Source organism: Pseudomonas fungipugnans, assembly GCF_029955235.1.
GTDB lineage: Bacteria > Pseudomonadota > Gammaproteobacteria > Pseudomonadales > Pseudomonadaceae > Aquipseudomonas > Aquipseudomonas fungipugnans.
In genome coordinates this window covers 601850-619489 of record NZ_JARBWL010000001.1, presented here as the reverse complement: position 1 = coordinate 619489, position 17640 = coordinate 601850, and the positions used below count along the sequence as shown (strand labels likewise).

General features: G+C 60.2%; 11 protein-coding genes. 5 read left to right on the top strand and 6 right to left on the bottom strand.

Annotation, left to right across the window (positions count from 1 at the left end; genetic code table 11):
• Positions 1–2: 2 nt before the first annotated feature.
• The 5 genes from POF45_RS02850 to POF45_RS02830 form a co-directional block, all read right to left on the bottom strand.
• Positions 3–4805, bottom strand: coding sequence for an RHS repeat-associated core domain-containing protein (locus POF45_RS02850; RefSeq protein ID WP_282314989.1), 4803 nt, complete (start codon positions 4803–4805; stop codon positions 3–5).
• Positions 4802–5587 carry a DUF4123 domain-containing protein gene (locus tag POF45_RS02845; RefSeq protein ID WP_431978585.1) on the bottom strand — a complete coding sequence of 262 codons (786 nt, stop codon included), beginning with the start codon at positions 5585–5587 and terminating at the stop codon, positions 4802–4804. The genes POF45_RS02850 and POF45_RS02845 overlap by 4 nt, the downstream gene beginning before the upstream one ends.
• On the bottom strand, positions 5532–7574 hold the full coding sequence (locus POF45_RS02840) for a type VI secretion system Vgr family protein (RefSeq protein WP_282315991.1): 2043 nt from the start codon (positions 7572–7574) through the stop codon (positions 5532–5534). Before POF45_RS02840 ends, POF45_RS02845 begins: the two co-directional genes overlap by 56 nt.
• Positions 7575–7702: 128 nt before the next feature.
• Positions 7703–8218 carry an Hcp family type VI secretion system effector gene (locus POF45_RS02835; RefSeq protein WP_123434591.1) on the bottom strand — a complete coding sequence of 172 codons (516 nt, stop codon included), beginning with the start codon at positions 8216–8218 and terminating at the stop codon, positions 7703–7705.
• Between the two features lie 326 nt (positions 8219–8544).
• Positions 8545–9294 (bottom strand): SDR family oxidoreductase, encoded by a 750-nt coding sequence (locus tag POF45_RS02830; RefSeq protein ID WP_259502819.1) that lies wholly within the window; start codon positions 9292–9294, stop codon positions 8545–8547.
• Positions 9295–9395: 101 nt separating this feature from the next.
• Between POF45_RS02830 and POF45_RS02825 the strand changes: the two genes are divergently transcribed.
• From POF45_RS02825 to POF45_RS02805, 5 genes are all read left to right on the top strand, one after another.
• Positions 9396–9770: a winged helix-turn-helix transcriptional regulator gene (locus POF45_RS02825; RefSeq protein ID WP_259502820.1), complete on the top strand. Its 375-nt coding sequence runs from the start codon at positions 9396–9398 to the stop codon at positions 9768–9770.
• Between the two features lie 140 nt (positions 9771–9910).
• Positions 9911–11470, top strand: coding sequence for a sugar ABC transporter ATP-binding protein (locus POF45_RS02820; RefSeq protein WP_282314987.1), 1560 nt, complete (start codon positions 9911–9913; stop codon positions 11468–11470).
• Positions 11463–12488 (top strand): ABC transporter permease, encoded by a 1026-nt coding sequence (locus tag POF45_RS02815; RefSeq protein ID WP_282314986.1) that lies wholly within the window; start codon positions 11463–11465, stop codon positions 12486–12488. Before POF45_RS02820 ends, POF45_RS02815 begins: the two co-directional genes overlap by 8 nt.
• 29 nt (positions 12489–12517) lie before the next feature.
• Positions 12518–13573, top strand: a complete 1056-nt coding sequence (locus POF45_RS02810; RefSeq protein WP_259502823.1) for a substrate-binding domain-containing protein — start codon at positions 12518–12520, stop codon at positions 13571–13573.
• 946 nt (positions 13574–14519) lie between these two features.
• Entirely contained in the window at positions 14520–16898 is a 2379-nt protein-coding gene (locus POF45_RS02805; protein WP_282314985.1) for a TonB-dependent receptor plug domain-containing protein, read from the top strand.
• Between the two features lie 46 nt (positions 16899–16944).
• On the opposite strand, the gene POF45_RS02800 is transcribed toward POF45_RS02805, so the two are convergent.
• Positions 16945–17406: a DUF3574 domain-containing protein gene (locus POF45_RS02800; protein WP_282314984.1), complete on the bottom strand. Its 462-nt coding sequence runs from the start codon at positions 17404–17406 to the stop codon at positions 16945–16947.
• Between the last annotated feature and the right edge of the window lie 234 nt (positions 17407–17640).

The window sequence follows — 17640 nt, the reverse complement described above, 5'->3', positions numbered from 1 at the left end:
ATTTATTTTCGACCGCCACCCCAAATTTCCATCCCGCCTTTTTGACCTGGATGGAGAACATCTGCAACCACTCCCCCGGACCTGTGCTGAGCCGTTGGAATGAGTTGCAAAACACCCTCACGATAGGCGTCATGGTGCCAAGTTAAAAGAGGGTGTGGTTTTGACCTCGCATGGGCCCCCTTGGGACCTGGGCTAACTTTCTCGTAAATTCCAGGGTATGCGCTTTCCATGTGGTCTTTGTAAATTGGATCACTGTTCATCGAGTTATAAAGCTGTTTGTTGCCCTCTTGGAAGTGAGACAGGTCGCTTCTTCCAGGATAGTGGACATCTTTTTCCAATGTAGCCTCATAAGCGACGCTGTAGTGAGGGCTAGATTTCGGTCGGCCACTCGCATCCACCTCGGGAGGGTCACACTCATTAGAAGCTAACCCCAACGGATCCACCCACCCCGTAGGGTTAGGTACGTACTGGTAGTTATTCAACCCACCCGCAAGCTTGATCGGATCCGGCGTCAAAAACCGTCCAGTGCCTGGATTGTAGTAGCGATGCCGGTTGTAATGTAAGCCCGTCTCGGCATCGTAATACTGACCCTGGAAGCGCAGCGGGTTGTCGATTTCGGCGACGTCCAGCGTAGCGAGGTTGCCGTAGGCCCGGTATTTCGCCGACCATATGATCTCGCCGCTGTAGTCGGTGAGTTCCTGCGGGGTGCCGAGGTGGTCGAGTTGGTAGTAGAACGGCTCGGCCTTGAGCGGGCCTTCGCCATCGAGCATCGCCAGCGGGCGGAAGGTGCCCGGTTCATAGATGTACGTGCGATAGCGGTTGTTGCCGCTTTCGGCGATCAGGCGTTCGCCTTGCCACAGAAATTCGGTGGTGTGGCCGTCGACGGCTTTGGCGATGCGGCGGCCGAAGGCGTCGTACTTGTAGGACGCGGTACTGCCGCCCGGCAGGCTGACGCCGATCAATCGGTGCTGGCAGTCGTAGCGGTATTCGGTGACGAGTTTCTGCCCGGTGCCACGCCGCTCACGAACCAGATTGCCATAGGCGTCATAGTCGTAATGCCGGTCGCCCTGCATCAGCAAGCGGTTGCCTTTGACATTGGCCAGGTTGGCGGCGGGTTGGTCGCCTGGGCCCAACAAGTTGCCTGCCGGGTCGTGGGCAAAACTTTCCGGGATCGCGCCACGTACGTTGATCAGCCGGTCGAGCGGGTCGTAGTGGTAACTGCGGTTGCCTTTGCGGCTGTCGTCGATGCCGGCGAGGTTGCCATTGGCATCGTAAGCGTAGCGACGCTGGAACAGGTTGCGATCCTGCTGGCCAACGCTGTGAGCTTGCAGGCGGCCTTGTTCATCGTATTGGTATTGGCTGAGCAACAGACCTTGTTGGCGCTGCTGTTCACGACCGGCGCTGAACTGGTGGGTGGTCAGGCGCGAGCCGTTGAGGTCGATGCTGCTCAGGCGGCCACCGGACTGATGGCGATAATCGAGTTTGCTGCCGTCGGGGAGGCGGCAGTGACTCAGTTGGCCGAGTTTGTCGTACTCGTAACGGGTGGTGCCCCAGCCTTGGTGTTCAGTGATCAGGCGGTCTTGCAGGTCGTATTCGTAGGCCAGCGGCCAGTGTCCGTCGTCGACGTTCACCAGGCGCCCAAGCGCGTCGTAGCTGTAGTGAATTTCCTCGCCATCAGGCAGGGTTTTCACCAACAGACGGCCAGCGGCATCGCGCTGGTATTCGGTGACCAGTTCGCTGTCGTCGTCGCCGAATTCGGTTTTCTTCAGCAGTTGACCGTTGAGGTCGTATTCGTAAGCGGTGCGACGACCATCAAAACCGGTTTCCTGACGGATCAGGCCATTGGCGTAGTAGTCGAGGTGATACTGCTCGCCACGTTCGTTTTCAATCCCGGTCAGCAGCAGTCGCGCGTTGTCATAGCGGTAACGCAACTGGCCGCCATCAGGGTTGATGCGGCGGCTGACCAGGTGCAGGCCATCGGCATATTCATAACGGGTGACTCGGCCCAGTTCATCCCGCTCGGCAGTAACACGGCCGTAGGGGTTGTAGGTGAAGGCGCGGGTGGCGCCGCCGGGCAGGGTGATTTGCGCGAGGCGGTTGGCGGCGTCCCATTGGTACTGGGTGATGGCGCCGCTTTCTGCCTGCCGGGTAATCTGCCGGCCCAAGGCGTCGTAGCGATATTTGCGTTGGCCGCCATCCGGCAGGCGTTCTTCCAGTAACTGGCCGAGGCCGTTCCAGCCCAGTTGATGGCGGCTGCCGTCCGGGTGACGAACTTCCAGCAGGCGTCCTTGTGCGTCGTAGCTGTAGTGGGTCGAGTTGCCATCAGGATCGACTTGCTCGGTGATGTCGCCCTGATCGTTGCGCCAGTAGATCCACTTCGCCGAGCCGCGATTCACGACACGCACGAAGCCGTTGTAATACTCGTAGGTGGTCGGTGCGTCTTCCGGTGGAAGCACCGCGACCAGACGTCCTGCCTCGTTGTACTGATATTCGGTGACTGCGCCGAGCGGGTCTTTCTCGGCGATCAACCGGCCTTTTTCGTCATAGGCCTTGAGGTGTTCGGCGCCGTCCGGATCGACCTTGGCCACCAGCCGCGCCTGATCGTCGTGGGTGTAAATCTCTTCGCTGCCGTCGGCATTGGTGACGGTCACGCTGCCCTTGTCATCCCAGACGTAGCGCGCGTCCATCTGCGAGAAGCTGGCCCAGTGATGGATGCAGCGGGCTGACTTGCCTTCCTTTTCCCACTCCCAGTAGAAACTGGCACCACCGGCCAGTTGCCGTTCCAGAATCACGTTCTGATCGTTGTAGGCGTAACGCTCGGCTTCACCGGCGGCGTTTTTCGCTTCGATCAGCCGCTGTTGGGCGTCATAGGTATAGGTGACCAGCGTCTGGACGGTGCTCCAGGCATCTTCCAGAGTGTCAGCAGGGATGAATTGCTGGTAGTCGATGGCGACAATGTGTTTGCGGTCATAACGCACGAGGAGGGCGCGACCGGCGCCGTTGTCGACTCGTTTGATGCGCCCGTGAATGTCGCGGGTGATGTGCAAACGGTTTTCGTACGGGTCGCTGATGGCGATCAGCGTGGCGCCTTTGCTGTCGTAGCGGAAATGGTAGAACTGCGCCTTTTCACCGGCCTGGGTGAGGACCAGTTCAGACGGATCGGCGCCGAGGAAAATGGCCGCTTCCGAAAGACTGTTGGTGATGGCCGGACGTTGCACACTCGGCAGCGGGAAGGTGGTGACGCGGTTTTCGTGGTCGGTCCAGATGACCTCGGTGCCGTTGATGTCAACCCGTTGCGCCAGTGCGTGGCTCCAGCCGTAACCGAGGCCGCAATCGATTTCCGCGGCGCTGGTGCGATAGAGGCGCGTCCAGCTGAAAGGCAATAACCCGTCAAGTTGTCCGTCTGTCAGCGTCAACAACTCTTCGCCTGTCACCATCGAAACCGGGCAGTTATTGGTGCAGGTCTTGTCGGCGCTGGTGGCGCTTTTATCGTCCGGCGTTTTCGACTGAGTAGAAACGTCGTCAACCTTTTCCTTGGGCTGAAGGTTGGTTTGCTGCTCGGTCTTGTTACGCGGAAACGAAGACGCATCCTTCACTTCCTGCTTCGGCGTATCCGATGTCTTCGGCACATGATTCTTCGAACCATTAGCTGCCGCTTCATCGATCTTGATCGACGCCGTTTTCGTTGCCTTCATCGGCACGTTCTTGGCGCTGGCGATCACCGGTTTTGAAATCTCGGCGTGGGCCGGCAAGCTGTGTTCGCCACTCAACTTCATCAGGGTCGCGGCCAGGTCTTCCAGGTATTTGAGGGCCTCACCGGACTTGACCGTGGACAGGGCCTTGGTCCCCACGCGCACGGCGATACCGGCACCGCCGGTCAGGCAGATACCCACCACCACGTTGATCAGGAACTCGGACGCCATGGCGCTCACCACGTCGACAACCACTTGCGGTGGCAGCATGCCGACCCACGCCACGATTGCCGCGACGTAGATGAACATCAGCGGTTCGTCGCTGAGGATCAACAAGCCCGAAGCAATCGATTCCCTGGACGCGGCATACAGTTTGTCGATCTCGATGTCCGACAGGTATTTGCGCAGCTTTTCGACGTTTTCCTTCGGGTGGGCGAGCAGTTCGAACAGGCTTTTGATGTCATCCCACAGGCGGAGCAGGGCTTTCTCCAGGCCTTCCATTGCGCGCTTGAGCAGAATCACCGAGCGGCCCATGCGGTCAGCCGCCGAGTAGCTGGCCCACTGCGGCTGGAACTTGCCCGACCATTCGCTTTGCAACCAGCCGTTGAGTTTGCCGATCACGCCCTGGTAGGAATCGTAGAGAGCCTTGACGTCGCTCTGGGACACGTTAGGAAAGAAGGTGATGCGGTACATCTGGCCTTTCTTGCAACCGTCGATGACCTTGATGCCGCTGGGACCGATGGTGGTTTCAATGGCCGGGCCGGTGACGTCGTCGTAAACCACGCCCTTGGTGACGGGCTCCAGGCGCACGGGCGTGTTGCCGATCGGCACGAAGCGCGCCGAGTCGAACATGTGAATCACGGTGAAATCGCCGGCCAGCGGACAGGTGGCATAGGTTTCAACCGCGCCGGTCCTGGTCTTGCGCTTGGTGATGCTGACTTCGTTGCCGACCTTGAAGGTCTGGTCCACGTCCAGTGCCCAGCCGGTCCAGAAACCGTCGGCCCACTCTTTGTAGTCACTCAGGCAGTTGTTGAAATCCTTGAGAATCAGGCTCACGTCAGGGGTTTTGGCGTCCAGCACGCGCAGGACCAAAGTACCAATCGGGGTATTCATGACGTGACTTCCTTTGTCAGCTCAGCAGCAAGACGCTCTGCCATATCTTCTGTATTGGGTTGTTGGCGCACGAAGCGCTCGACCTTGTGGCGCAGGTTGTTTTCGGGGAAGGCGAAGAACAGTTCGGGGCAGTCCTCACCCAGCCACTGCATCAGGTTGTCGACGACGGTCGAATGATCTTTCTCCGCCAACCCATCCAACAACCCCTGCGGCACCTCCCACCACGGCCAGTCCTTCGCCTTCGGCACCGCCCTCGGTCCCACCTCCAGCCCTTGGCCGTTAATCAGATACCGCTCAAACACCGGCAAAATCTCCCCAGCCTCCGCTCCCAGTCCTTCCAGAATCGGGTAGATGTGCCGCCCATCCCAGAACCGGAAAAACACCTCGGTGCCGTCCGGCATCTTCACCTGGGTCAGGCTGCGCAGGTGCTCCAGCACCACCTCGGGTTCGCTGCGCGACACGGCCAGCCAGCCCCAATCCAGTTCATCGGTCTCGGCAATCCACGGCAGAAAAGCCGAGTTGGTTTTCAGCTCGGCGAGGTAGGGCATCACCGGTTGCCAGCTGGCGTACGGCGTGCCGCCCCAGATCGGTGTGACCTGGGCGGTCGGGTCGGTCTGGTACAGGGTCTTGAGTGCATCGGCGTCGCTGGCGGCGCTGATGATCAGGTACAGGCGTTCGCCGCTGTGCAATGGCTGGTTTGCCAGCCAGGCTTTTGGGGTCAAAAGATCAGATCGCACAGGCACCTGCCTTGCATTTCTCACACTCTTCACAGAACGGCGCATTACGTTTCAACGTATTGATCTGCGCCGGGGTCAGTACGGCGCCGGCCTTGTCGGCGTCGGCCTGTTTCAACGGGCCGGGCATCAACGGTGCGGCGTCGGTGCCGCTGCCGGGGCTGCCGCCGGAGTTCATGTTGATCACCGGGCCGCTCAGGGTGACGCCGACGCCGTCGATCTTGATGAAGCTGCCGCCGCCTTTGAGTGTCAGTTCGCTGCCGGCTTCGAGCACCACCTTCATGCCGCTGCTCAGGTGGATTTCCTGGCCGGCGTCGATGAACTGGCCGGTGCCGATCTTGATGTGTTGATTCACGCCGACGGTCAGGTGGTCGTTCGCCTGGGCTTCGACTTTGCGGTCGGCGTAGACGGTGTGGTGTTCTTCGGCCTTGAATTCGCTGTAGCTGTTTTGCTCGACGGTGTCGTGGCGTTCGTTGCCGACGCGGATTTTCTGGTCGTGCTCGACGTTCTCGTCCCAGTCGCGCTGGGCGTGCAGGAAGATCTGTTCCTGGCCCTTTTTGTCTTCGATGCGCAGTTCGTTGAAACCGCCGCCACCGGGGGAGCTGAGGCTCTTGAAGGTGCTGCGGGTCTTGTTCGCCGGCAGGTCGTAGGGGACGACGTTTTCCTTGTGGTACAGGCAGCCGCTGATCAGCGGCTGGTCGGGGTCGCCTTCAAGGAACGACACCAGCACTTCCATGCCGATGCGCGGGATGGCGATGCCGCCGTAGTGGGCGCCGGCCCAGGCCGAGGAGACGCGCAGCCAGCAGCTGGTCTTGTCGTCGGCCAGGCCTTCGCGGTCCCAGTGGAACTGCACTTTGACGCGTCCGTACGGGTCGCAGTGAATCTCCTCACCCTTGGGGCCAGTGACCACGGCGCTCTGGCTGCCGAGGATGCGCGGCTTGGGGTGGTTCAGCGGCGGGCGGTTCGGCACGTCCCACGGGGTGGCCTGAAAGCGGTTGCGATAGCCCTGGTGGAAATCGCTCTTGAGCGCGGTGGTGTCGCTGGTCACCGACTCTTCCAGCACTTGCGGCTGCTTGCCTTCGTGAAGGACTTCGGTGAGCAGCCACAGGTCGTTCCACTTGGCCTTCGGGTGCTCGGTCAGGGCCAGGAAGTGGCCGCTGACCAATATCGGCTGATCGCTCTTGCCTTCGGCGAGCTGGAAGTCGCTGCGGTGACGTTCGAGGGCACGTTTAGCCAGGTGCTTGCCGCGTTCGCGGTCGATGAAGCGCCCCGGATAATCGTAGTCTTCGAGGTCGGGCAGGGCGTCGCCACGGTTTTCCGCTTCGAGGGTGATGCGCGGTTTTTCGAAGTCGTAGTCGCGGCGGGTGGTGCGGCTGGTGCGGGTTTCCAGGCGCAGGTCGAAGCGCTTGATCACCGGGTGGGTGGCGACCATGCCGGAGTCTTGCTGGTAGGACACAGGCGCGAGTTTCGGGAACACCGTCTGGTCATCGCCGAACACCAGCTTGTGCGCGGTGGCGCTGTGTTCGAAGTGGTAGTGAATGCCTTCTTCTTCACACAGGCGCTGGATGAAATGCAGGTCCGATTCATCGTATTGAACGCAATAGATGCGCTCGGGATAGATCGACCCGAGCTTGAATGCGTAGGCGTTGCTTTGGATGCCATGCTCTTCGAGGACCATGCCGATGATTTTCGGCACCGTGAGGTTCTGGAAGATGCGCTGGTTGATGCGGTGCGCGAGGTAGGACAGTTGCGGACGCAGGGTCACCGAATAACGGGTCAGGCGCTTGCCTGAATCACCCTGGGCGGCGCGGTAGATCTGGCCATGAATGCCGCTGCCATCGGCCGACAGTTGCAGGAAGGCCGGTTTGTGCAGCAGGGTTTCGAGGTCCAGGGACGGCTGTTCACTGACCAGCTCCACCTCAAACAGGAACGGTTGGCTGATGGCCTCCCGACCTTGCAAGGACAGCACCTGCAAATCGCTGGAAAGGCCTTCGATAGTCAGGGCGAAGTGAGTCTGATTGGCCGGCGCGAACATCCCTTGTTCCTCGTGCATGCTTGCTACGTTCGCCAACACCTTGAGGCATCAGCAGACGCAAAATTCTGGAAAGGCGTAAACAACATCGACCAGCAGAGCTGGCCGATGCGTGAAGCGGTCAGCCGCGATTAAGCGACTGGTTGACGCCAGTCATCGGAACCCGAAGTACCGGATACTTCGTGGGTCCAGGTGATTTTGCGGTAGGTGAACTGCACTTCTTCCAGGTGAGTGAAGTGGGAGTTCGACGGGTCCTGGCAGTTGTGCATCTTGTTGTTGATGGCGACGATGATCGCGTCTTCCAGTTTGGTGGTGTAGTAGTGCTCTTGGGTACCTTGAGCCGAAGTGCGGTACCACTGGATAACGATTTCGCTCATGCGCTCGCCGGAAGTCAGGGCGGCTTGCAGCAGTGGCGAGGATTTGTCGTAGACCTTGGTGATCACAACTGGCTTGTGAACGCGCTGACCGGTTGGTTGGCCGGACTGTGGGTCACGCGGGATGATCACGTCGTGGCTGAAAGCCTGAACCATGACCTGGTCTTCGTGACCTTCTTGATAAGTGTTGCCAACCGAATCGGCGGTGAATGCGCCGGCGGTGATCAGACCTTGTTTTTCGCCAGTGACGGACATGTACGCTGGTGTAGCCATGGGTGTGCTCCTTGCTTAAAAATTAAGGGTGCCCGGGAGGCGATATCGCCCGGTGGGTGCCTAACTGTTATCAAGGTCCGTGCCATGTAGGATAAAATCCTTATAAAACAAGGATTTGTTACCTGATTACGTAGGGGTTATTACGTTCTCGCGTAGGAATACTTACCTATCTGTGCAAGAAGTTGCGCAGTGGTGCGCAACTTCTTGCGCACTTGGCTGTAGGCCTTTGTGGGAAAGGCCTGTAGGTCTTTTGCATTGAATCCCGCACTGTCAGTTGCGCAACTTCTTGCGCATGATGGCAATAAGGCATCCTTTGCGCCGAACGTCTACAGATTGCCAACACCCCCATCGACCAACAATTCGGTGCCCACCACAAACGTCGATTCGTCCGAAGCCAGGTAGACGGCAGCCTTGGCCAGTTCCCAGGAGGTTCCCAGGCGCCCGATCGGGACCAATTGCTTGATCCTTTCGCGTAGCGCTTCCTGCTCTGCGGCGGGCAATCCGAGTTTGCTCAGGGCCGCTGTTTCGGTCGGGCCGGGGCTCAATCCATTGACGCGGATGCCACGGTCAATCAACTCGCCTGACAGTGTGCGTGCCAGTGACAGCAAGCCGGCCTTGCTCGCGGCATAGGTGCTGCTTTGGGCAAGACCGATCCGGGCGGCGACGGACCCGCACAGAATCACCGAGGAGGGATTTGCCAGTAAGGGCAGCAAGGCCTTGATCAGGAAAAAGGGGCCTTTGAGGTTGGTGCGCATGAGTTGATCCCACGCCGCTTCGTCCCAATCCTCGATGGAGCGATGGGTGACGTCGCCCGCATTGACGAACAGCACATCCAGACGCGGCCACACCTCGGCGAGTTGTTGTGCCAGTGCCTGCTGCCCAGCGGTGTTCCCCGCGTCGCTTTGAATGGCCAGGACGCCATCGCCCAGTTCCTGCCTGGCGGCGGCCAATGCGCTTTCGCTGCGACCGGTGATTGCCACCGTTGCGCCTTCGGCCAAAAACTGGCGAGCGGTTTCAAGACCAATACCGGATGTGCCACCGGTAATCAGTGCGTATTTGTTCTTCAGCCTCGACATGTCCCTGGTCCCTGCAATGAGTTGGAGAACCCATTCTCAGAGCGTTAGTATCCTTTGACCAGTAGGCACCTTTTGGATACCAAGGGACGGATTTGATCCTCATGAACACTGAACAACTGATGTGTCACTCGACAGACTCCTCGCAGGACCCGGCACCGGGCTGCCCAATGGTGGATTTCGTCAGTCTGATTTCCGGCAAATGGGCGATTCCCATTCTTTATCGGTTGATCGTGCTGGACTGTCCGGTGCGATTCAGCGAATTGCAGCGCGCGGTATCGCCCATCACCCAAAAAGAACTCACCCGACAATTGCGCCTGTTCGAGCAACGCGGGCTGGTGACGCGCACGGTGTATGCCCAGGTACCGCCTCGGGTGGAATACCGGATCACGCCCCTTGGAAAAAGCCTGCAGCACACCTTCGATTCCCTGGCCGACTGGATGCGGGTTCACGCCATGCAACTCAGGGCCGGTAACTGAGTGTCACGTTTCTTATAACCAGAAAATATTTTCTATGCGATAGAACTATTGGAATGTTTATAAGGGATTGCTTTTAATCCGGGCTTCAATCCTTTGTATGTGCTGGGTTTTTCACCGGCCATCGTGTTCCGGAATCCCTTATGAGTGCGCCTGTCGCCGTGGCACCCGAGCCGCTGATTCGTGTGCGTGAGCTGAGCAAGACCTTTGGCGCCAGCCGGGCGCTGGACCGGGTCAGCCTGGACATTTACCCGGCCGAAGTGGTGGCGCTGCTGGGCGCCAACGGGGCGGGCAAATCGACGCTGGTGAAGATTCTCGCCGGCAGTCAGGCGCCCGATGGCGGTGAGCTGTGGATCGATGGCCAGCCCCGGCATTTCAGCTCGCCACTGTCGGCGCGGCGGGTCGGTATCGTCGCGGTCCACCAGCAGGTCAACGAGGGCATTGCGCCGGGCTTGAGCGTGGCGGAGAACCTGCTGCTCGATGAACTGTGCCAACCCGGCGCGGACTTCTGGCTCAACCGCAAGCGCCTGTTCGAGCGGGCGGCAAGCATTGCCGCCGGTCTAGGCCTGGAGTTGCCGTTGGAGCAACCGATCGAACGCCTGGGCCAGGCCGAACGCCAGTTGGTGGTGCTGGCGCGGGCATTCGCCCTGCAACCACGCTTGCTGATCCTCGACGAGCCGACGGCCGCCTTGTCGGATACCGAGGCGCAGCGCCTGTTCGGCTTGATTGACACCTTGCGCAGTCGTGGGGTGGCGATTGTTTACATCTCCCATCGTTTGTCCGACCTGCAACGGGTGGCCGACCGCGCGATTGTGCTGCGCGATGGCCAGTTGGCCGGCGAGTTCAGCGCGGCTCAGTTGCCGCAAGCCGTGGAGGCCATGCTGGGCCAGACGCTGGACGCGCATGTGTACCAACCGCGCCGCGCCGGGCGCGAAGTGTTGGCCTTGCGTGAGGCGAAAGTCGCACCACACACGCCGGCCTTTGACCTGACGCTGCACGAAGGCGAAGTGGTGGTCCTGACCGGGCTGCTGGGGGCGGGTAAAACCGAGATCGCCGAGGTGCTGTTCGGTCTGCGCGAACCGCTGGCGGGCAGCCTGCAACTGGATGGCGTCGACTGGCAGCCGGACTCGCCGCGTCAGGCGATCCGCAGTGGCGTGTTCTATGCCGCCGAAGATCGCGCCAGCCAGTCACTGATTCCTGATTTTTCCCTGCGTCGCACGCTGACCTTGCCGTTCCTCGAACGCTTCAGCCGAGGCGGTTTCATCCGTAACCGCGCCGAAGCGGCGGCGGTCGAGGCGCAGGTTGCGGCGCTGGGCATCAAGACCGCCGGCATCGACGTACCGATGAGCGCGCTGTCCGGTGGCAATCAGCAGAAGGTGGTACTCGGTCGCTGGTTGCTGGGGGACGGGCGGGTGTTGATTCTCGATGAGCCGTTTCAGGGCGTTGACGTCCGTGCCCGCCGGGAAATCGGCCAATTGCTGCGCGACAGCGCCGGCGGCCGCGCGACGTTGGTGATCTGCGCCGACGTCGATGAAGCGCTGGAAATTGCCGACCGGATTGTCCTGGTGCGCGATCACGCTATCGTCGCCCAATTCCCGCGTGCCGGCCTGAGCCGCGCAACGCTGGTGGCCGCGCTGGCCGGTACAGACGTGCCCCATGGTTCAGTTATTCATGCCACGCCAAGGAGTAGAGCGAGTGCCTGATTCAAGTTCGTTGCTATCAACCGTTCCCGCGTCCGCCGAGCGTCTGCTGCAAGCGCTGATCCGTTATGGACTGCTCTGGTTGCTGGCGGCGATTGTGCTGTTTTTCAGTTTCGCCGAACCGGCATTTTTACGGGTTGGCAACCTGTTCAGCATCTTGCAGTCGGTGTCGATTGTGGCGCTGCTGGCACTGGGCGTAACCCTGACCATGGCGGTCGGCGGCCTCGATCTGTCCATCGGCGCGGTGGCGGCGATGAGTCTGATGATTGCCAGTTACGTGATGGTCGTCCTTGGCTGGGGCGCCGTGCCAGCGGTGTTGATCAGCCTGGCGGGCGGGGCGCTGGTGGGCCTGCTCAACGGCTGGCTGATCGTCAAGATGCGCGTGCCGGACATCCTCGCAACGCTGGGCAGCATGTTTCTGGTGATCGGCGTGCAACTGATCCCCACAGGCGGGCGTTCGATTGCGGTGGGCATGACCCTGCCCAATGGCGATGAAGCCGAAGGCACCTTCAGCGCGCTGTTTCTGGCTCTCGGTCGCGGACGCTTGTGGGACACGGTGCCGATTCCGGTGCTGATCACTGCCGTTGTGGCCGTGGTGGTGTGGCTGTTTCTGGAGCGCACGCGCATCGGTCGTCTGTTCTATGCCATCGGCGGCAACGAGCAGGCCGCGCGCCTGGCCGGGGCGCCGGTGCAGCGTTTCAAACTGCTGGCCTACGTGCTCTCGGCACTGTTGGCGTCGCTGGGCGGATTGCTGCTGGCGGCGCGCCTGGGGCGTGGTGATGTCAGCTCCGGCAATGGCCTGGTACTGGATGCGCTGGGTGCGGCGTTGATCGGCTTTGCGGTGCTCGGGGCGAAGAAGCCCAACGCCTTCGGCACACTGGTTGGGGCGTTGCTGGTGGCCACGTTGCTCAATGGCCTGACCATGCTCAACGCGCCTTATTACGCTCAGGATTTCGTCAAGGGACTGGTGCTGGTACTGGCCCTGATGTTCACGTTCGGCCTCGCGCATCGGGCGCGTTGAGCCGCTTCAACGTTCTCCAAGGAAGACTTATGCACGGTTCAATCAAGCGCTTTGCTCGACACTGCCTCGCCGGCGCCTTGCTCTCGGCACTGACCCTGAACGCCCAGGCCAAGGCGTTGCCCGGCGCGCCCGCACCCTTCGACAAGGGGCAGGTGCAAATTGCGCTGGTGGGGTATCTGTTCTCCGGCGATTTCACCGAGGCTTATCTGCGTGGCGTGGAAAAACAGACCGAAGCGCTGGGCGCGACCTTGCGCGTATTCGATGCCCGGCAACAGGCCGCCAGCCAGGCCGAGATGATCGATCAGGCGATTGACCTCGGCGTGGACGGCATCATCGTCCAACTGGGGCTGGCCGAGACGCTCAAGGCGCCGATTGACCGGGCCATCGCCAAGGGCATCAAAGTGGTCGCGTTCGATGTCGACTTCAACAGCCCGCAGGTGACGCAGGTCGAGCAGGATCACCATGCCCTGGCACGCCTGGCGCTGGATCAGGCAGTCAAGGACAACGGCACGCGGTTCGACGCCGGTTATGTGTATATCAGTGGCTTCACGCCGATGGAGCGCCGCGACGAGATCTGGAGTCAGGTCAAGGCCGCGAATCCCGGCATCATCGAGAAAGCCCGCTTCGGCACGCTCAACCCGCCGATTGCCAATTCGGTGGCCGACCAGGCCAGCGCCGTGTTGCGCGCCAATCCGGGCATCAGCGTGATTTTCGCGCCGTTCGACGAGTTCGCCAAAGGCGCGAAGATCGCCGTGGATGAGGCGGGCATGGGGCAAAAGGTGAAAATCTACAGCGCCGACATTTCCACAGCCGATATCCAGATCATGAAAGAGCCGGGCAGTGCCTGGGCGGCGACGGCGGCGGTCAATCCGCAAGTGGCCGGGGCCATCAGCGTGCGCAGCCTGGCGATGTTGATTGCCGGCGAGAACCCTGGGCATCAGGTGCTGGTACCGCCGACCTTGATCACCCGCCAGCAATTGCTGGACCTGGATGTGAAAAACGTTCGTGACCTTGGGCAGAAATTGCCGGCCTTTGGCGACACCGCCAATGTGGCGCGGGCGGACTGGATTCCTGTGGCGGACTAACCTGGGCATGGCGCAAATCCCCTGTGGGAGCGAGCTTGCTCGCGATAGCGGACTGTCAGGCAACTTAATTGTTGAATGTACAACCGCAATCGCGAGCAGGCTCGCTCCCACAGGTAATGTGCTTGGCTTGATATTCAAGGTTTTGGCGATACCGCCAATGTGGCGCGGGCGGACTGGATTCCTGTGGCGGACTAACCTGGGCATGGCGCAAATCCCTTGTGGTAGCGAGCTTGCTCGCGAAAGCGGACTGTCAGGCAACTTAATTGTTGAATGTACAACCGCAATCGCGAGCAAGCTCGCTCCCACAGGGATTGTGCTTGGCTTGATATTCAAGGTTTTGGCGACACCGCCAATGTGGCGCGGGCGGACTGGATTCCTGTGGCGGACTAACCTGGGCATGGCGTAAATCCCTTGTGGGAGCGAGCTTGCTCGCGAAAGCGGACTGTCAGGCAACTTAATTGTTGAATGTACAACCGCAATCGCGAGCAAGCTCGCTCCCACAGGGATTGTGCATGCTTTGATATTTAAGGTGGGCGTGGCTTTCAAGTAAGTCGCGACATTTGGTTGGTTGAAACAATGAGTTAAAATATCGCCTGTCTTCGTTGGTAGTGCATTGTCGTGCCCGTAATAAAGTCCATTGTTAGTTGGCGCTAGTTGTTGCCGTGCAAACACTACTGTTGCCCACGCAACACCTCAATTCCCCGATATAACCTAAGTATTATTGGTTCTTTTACCGCTTCAGACACCTCGCTTAGCATCGGCGCTCTGGGGTTTGTATCAACTTCTTAGTGCTTGGGTGTCGGTGCTGCTACAGCACTTGCATCAGCAGTCCCGGCTGCCTTCCTGATTGATTAAAACTACAGCAGACGTCGCCGTAAACGAATTGCCGACTTTCAAGAGTCGGCAGGAGCTGGCGATGAACTGCGATAAAAAAAGGAGCTGTTTGATGGTTTACCGTTCACGTTCACTACTTGCCGTTGCTGTGGTGACAGCGATCACGCAACTTCCTGCGCGAGCTGAAGAAATATCGGCGGATGACACACGGCTGGGCACCGTGCTGGTCACCGGCACCCGGGGCACTGCCCGTACGGTGCTGGATTCGCCCGTGCCGGTGGATGTACTGACCGCCGAAGACCTCAAGTCTGCCGGCGCCAGCGGCGGCGAGCTGGGCCAGGCCTTGCAGACGCTGTTGCCGTCGTTCAGTTTTCCACGCCAGTCCAACTCCGGTGGCGCCGACCATGTGCGAGCCGCACAGTTGCGGGGCATGAGCCCGGATCAGGTGCTGGTGCTGATCAACGGCAAGCGCCAGCACACCTCGGCGCTGGTCAACGACTCGTCGAAGATCGGCCGGGGCACGGCGCCGGTGGACTTCAACTCGATTCCCATCAGCGCGATCAAACGCATTGAAGTGCTGCGTGACGGCGCGGGTGCGCAATACGGCTCGGACGCCATCGCGGGGGTGATCAACATCATTCTCGACGACGCCCCGGAGGGTGGCGAAGTGTCGACGACTTACGGCGCCTACCACACGCATGAAGACGCCATCGGCAAGACGCTCACCGATGGCCAGAACAGCATGACCAGCGCCAAGATCGGCACCCGCCTTGGCGAGGAGGGCGGTTTCATTCGGGGCGGCACCGAATACAACGATCGCAACCCGACCAACCGCGCCGGTTTCGATGGCTTCGCCGATACGCCGGGTCAGCGCAATTATGTGATGGGCGACGGGGTGGCGCGGGACGTCAACGCCTGGTTCAACTCCGAATTGCCGCTGGCCGGTGGCAAGGCCTATTCCTTTGGCCTGTTCAACCAACGGCACACCACCGGCGCCGAGTTTTATCGTTATCCCTATGAGCAGCCGCAGTTCTATCCCAACGGCTACTTGCCGCAATCGCTGGGTGACAACCTGGACGTGTCGGCAACGGCCGGTTTCAAGGGCCTGATCGGCGACCACTGGGACTTCGACAGCAGCCTCACGCACGGGCGTAACCGCTTCGATTCGGCGACCCGGCGCACCCTCAATGTCAGCCTGGGTGACGATTCACCGACTCGCTTCGACACTGGCGACTACGAGCTGCGCCAGACCACCGCCAACCTCGATTTCACCCGCGACTTGCGCCTGGCCGAGCGCTCGTTCGTGCTGGCCCTGGGCGGTGAATATCGCTATGAAAACTACCTGACCTACGCCGGCGACCAGGCCTCGTACATCGGCTCCGGGGCCGACGGCGCCAACGGTCTGCGCCCCAGCGAGGAGGTGAATCTGGACCGCAATGTGTTCGGCACTTACGCCGAGTTGTCCGGCGACCTGACAGATCGTTTGTTTGTCGACGGCGCCACGCGCTGGGAGCACTACGACGACGCCGGCAGCAAACTCACCGGCAAGCTCAGCGGTCGCTATCGCCTGACCGATCAGTGGGCGCTGCGCGGCGCGGTGTCCAACAACTTTCGTGCGCCATCCCTGGCACAGACTGGCTTCCAGAACACCACCAGCAACTTCGGCGACGGCGGCGCGCTCACCGATATTCGCGTGCTCTCGGTCAACGACCCGATTGCCCGTGCCCTTGGCGCGCAGAAACTCGACCCGGAAACCTCGAAGAACTTCAGCCTCGGCCTGACCGCGCAATTGACCGAACGCTTCGATGCCTCGCTGGACGTGTTCCGCATCGACGTCAAGGACCGCATCACCTTGTCGCAACGTATCGGCAGCGATGCGCTGGAGCAGTACATCAACGACAACTTCGGCGTCGCTGGCGTACACGACGTGAACTTCTTCACCAACGCCGCCGACACCAGCACCCACGGCGCCGAGCTGGTGCTCAACTATCACCAGCCGTTCCTCGAAGGGCAGTTGGGGTTGACCACGGCCTACACCTATAACCACACCAAAGTCACCAAAACCAAAGGCACGCCGTCGCAACTGAGCGCACTGGGGATTGGCAACGATGCATTGGTAGGTGTGGAAGAGCGCAATACCCTGACCGACGCCGCGCCCAAGGATCGCTTCGTGTTTTCCGCGAAATGGGACAGTCAGCATTGGGGCTTGCTCGGGCGGCTGACGCGTCAAGGCGAAACCACGCGGGTGTTTGATTTCGGCGATTCCCAGCCGGAGCAGACCTACGGGGCGGTGTGGCAACTGGATGCCGAGGTGCAATACAAATTCACGCCCAGATTCGACATTGCCCTGGGCGGCAACAACCTGACCGACAACTACCCTGAGCGCTCCAACTCGCAGATCAACTACGGCGGTAATCTGCCGTATGACGTGCTATCGCCCATCGGCACCAACGGTGCTTACTACTACGCCCGCGCCACCTACGGCTTCTGAGTCAAGCTGCCACCCGCAACGGGTGGCGGTTAACCGCATCGATAGCCTAGAAAGAAACCTCGGCCGGTTGTGACAGGCGCAATACCGACAGATCGCCGGTAATGCGCTTCCAGGCCAGGCGAATCGCTTCAATGTCCTTGCCACGCTGGGGCGTGTTTTCGTGAAGAATCACGATGACTTTGGTGCCCAGCCGCTCCGGCTCTTTGGCGCCGTGATCACGCCATTGACCGTAGGCGTCGAGGACGCTGAAGCCATCCGGAAAACGCGGCGTGACTTCCTGATCGAGAAACGTTCGCCAGCGCGTCGGGCTGATCACGCCTTCCTTGCCTTCCAGTGGCCCTACCGAGAAATACAGTTCGGTGCGCAACCATTGCGCCTGCGCCGGACGCGTGGCGTCGCCTTGCAGGGTTGAACTGGCAGGGTCTTTTGTATGAATGGAAGCAGGAGGAGGGCTGGCACAACCGGCGACCGCTAGGAACAGTGTGGCCAGTAACAGGCGTCTAGGCATGGAATGTCCTTATTTGGCGAATTGAACAACTCACGCATTATAAGGTGGCCGCTTAATAGCGATAAAAGATTAAAAAGTCATGCAAGTGCAAAGTTGTGGAATAAGCATGTTTTTTAAATAAAGCGATAACGGTTAGAACGATTATTTCTTTCGGTTATTTATATAGAGATCGTTCGCATATCCATGACCGGCAAATCCATGTCATGGCTCTCGATATGAATGCCATGGCGCGAT

Excerpts from the sequence above, each read along its gene's own strand:
- POF45_RS02845 (WP_431978585.1), bottom strand. The coding sequence starts at position 5,587 with ATGCGCCGTTCTGTGAAGAGTGTGAGAAATGCAAGGCAGGTGCCTGTG.
- POF45_RS02805 (WP_282314985.1), top strand. The coding sequence starts at position 14,520 with ATGGTTTACCGTTCACGTTCACTACTTGCCGTTGCTGTGGTGACAGCG.
- POF45_RS02840 (WP_282315991.1), bottom strand. The coding sequence starts at position 7,574 with ATGTTCGCGCCGGCCAATCAGACTCACTTCGCCCTGACTATCGAAGGC.
- POF45_RS02835 (WP_123434591.1), bottom strand. The coding sequence starts at position 8,218 with ATGGCTACACCAGCGTACATGTCCGTCACTGGCGAAAAACAAGGTCTG.
- POF45_RS02825 (WP_259502820.1), top strand. The coding sequence starts at position 9,396 with ATGAACACTGAACAACTGATGTGTCACTCGACAGACTCCTCGCAGGAC.
- POF45_RS02800 (WP_282314984.1), bottom strand. The coding sequence starts at position 17,406 with ATGCCTAGACGCCTGTTACTGGCCACACTGTTCCTAGCGGTCGCCGGT.
- POF45_RS02820 (WP_282314987.1), top strand. The coding sequence starts at position 9,911 with ATGAGTGCGCCTGTCGCCGTGGCACCCGAGCCGCTGATTCGTGTGCGT.
- POF45_RS02810 (WP_259502823.1), top strand. The coding sequence starts at position 12,518 with ATGCACGGTTCAATCAAGCGCTTTGCTCGACACTGCCTCGCCGGCGCC.
- POF45_RS02830 (WP_259502819.1), bottom strand. The coding sequence starts at position 9,294 with ATGTCGAGGCTGAAGAACAAATACGCACTGATTACCGGTGGCACATCC.
- POF45_RS02850 (WP_282314989.1), bottom strand. The coding sequence starts at position 4,805 with ATGAATACCCCGATTGGTACTTTGGTCCTGCGCGTGCTGGACGCCAAA.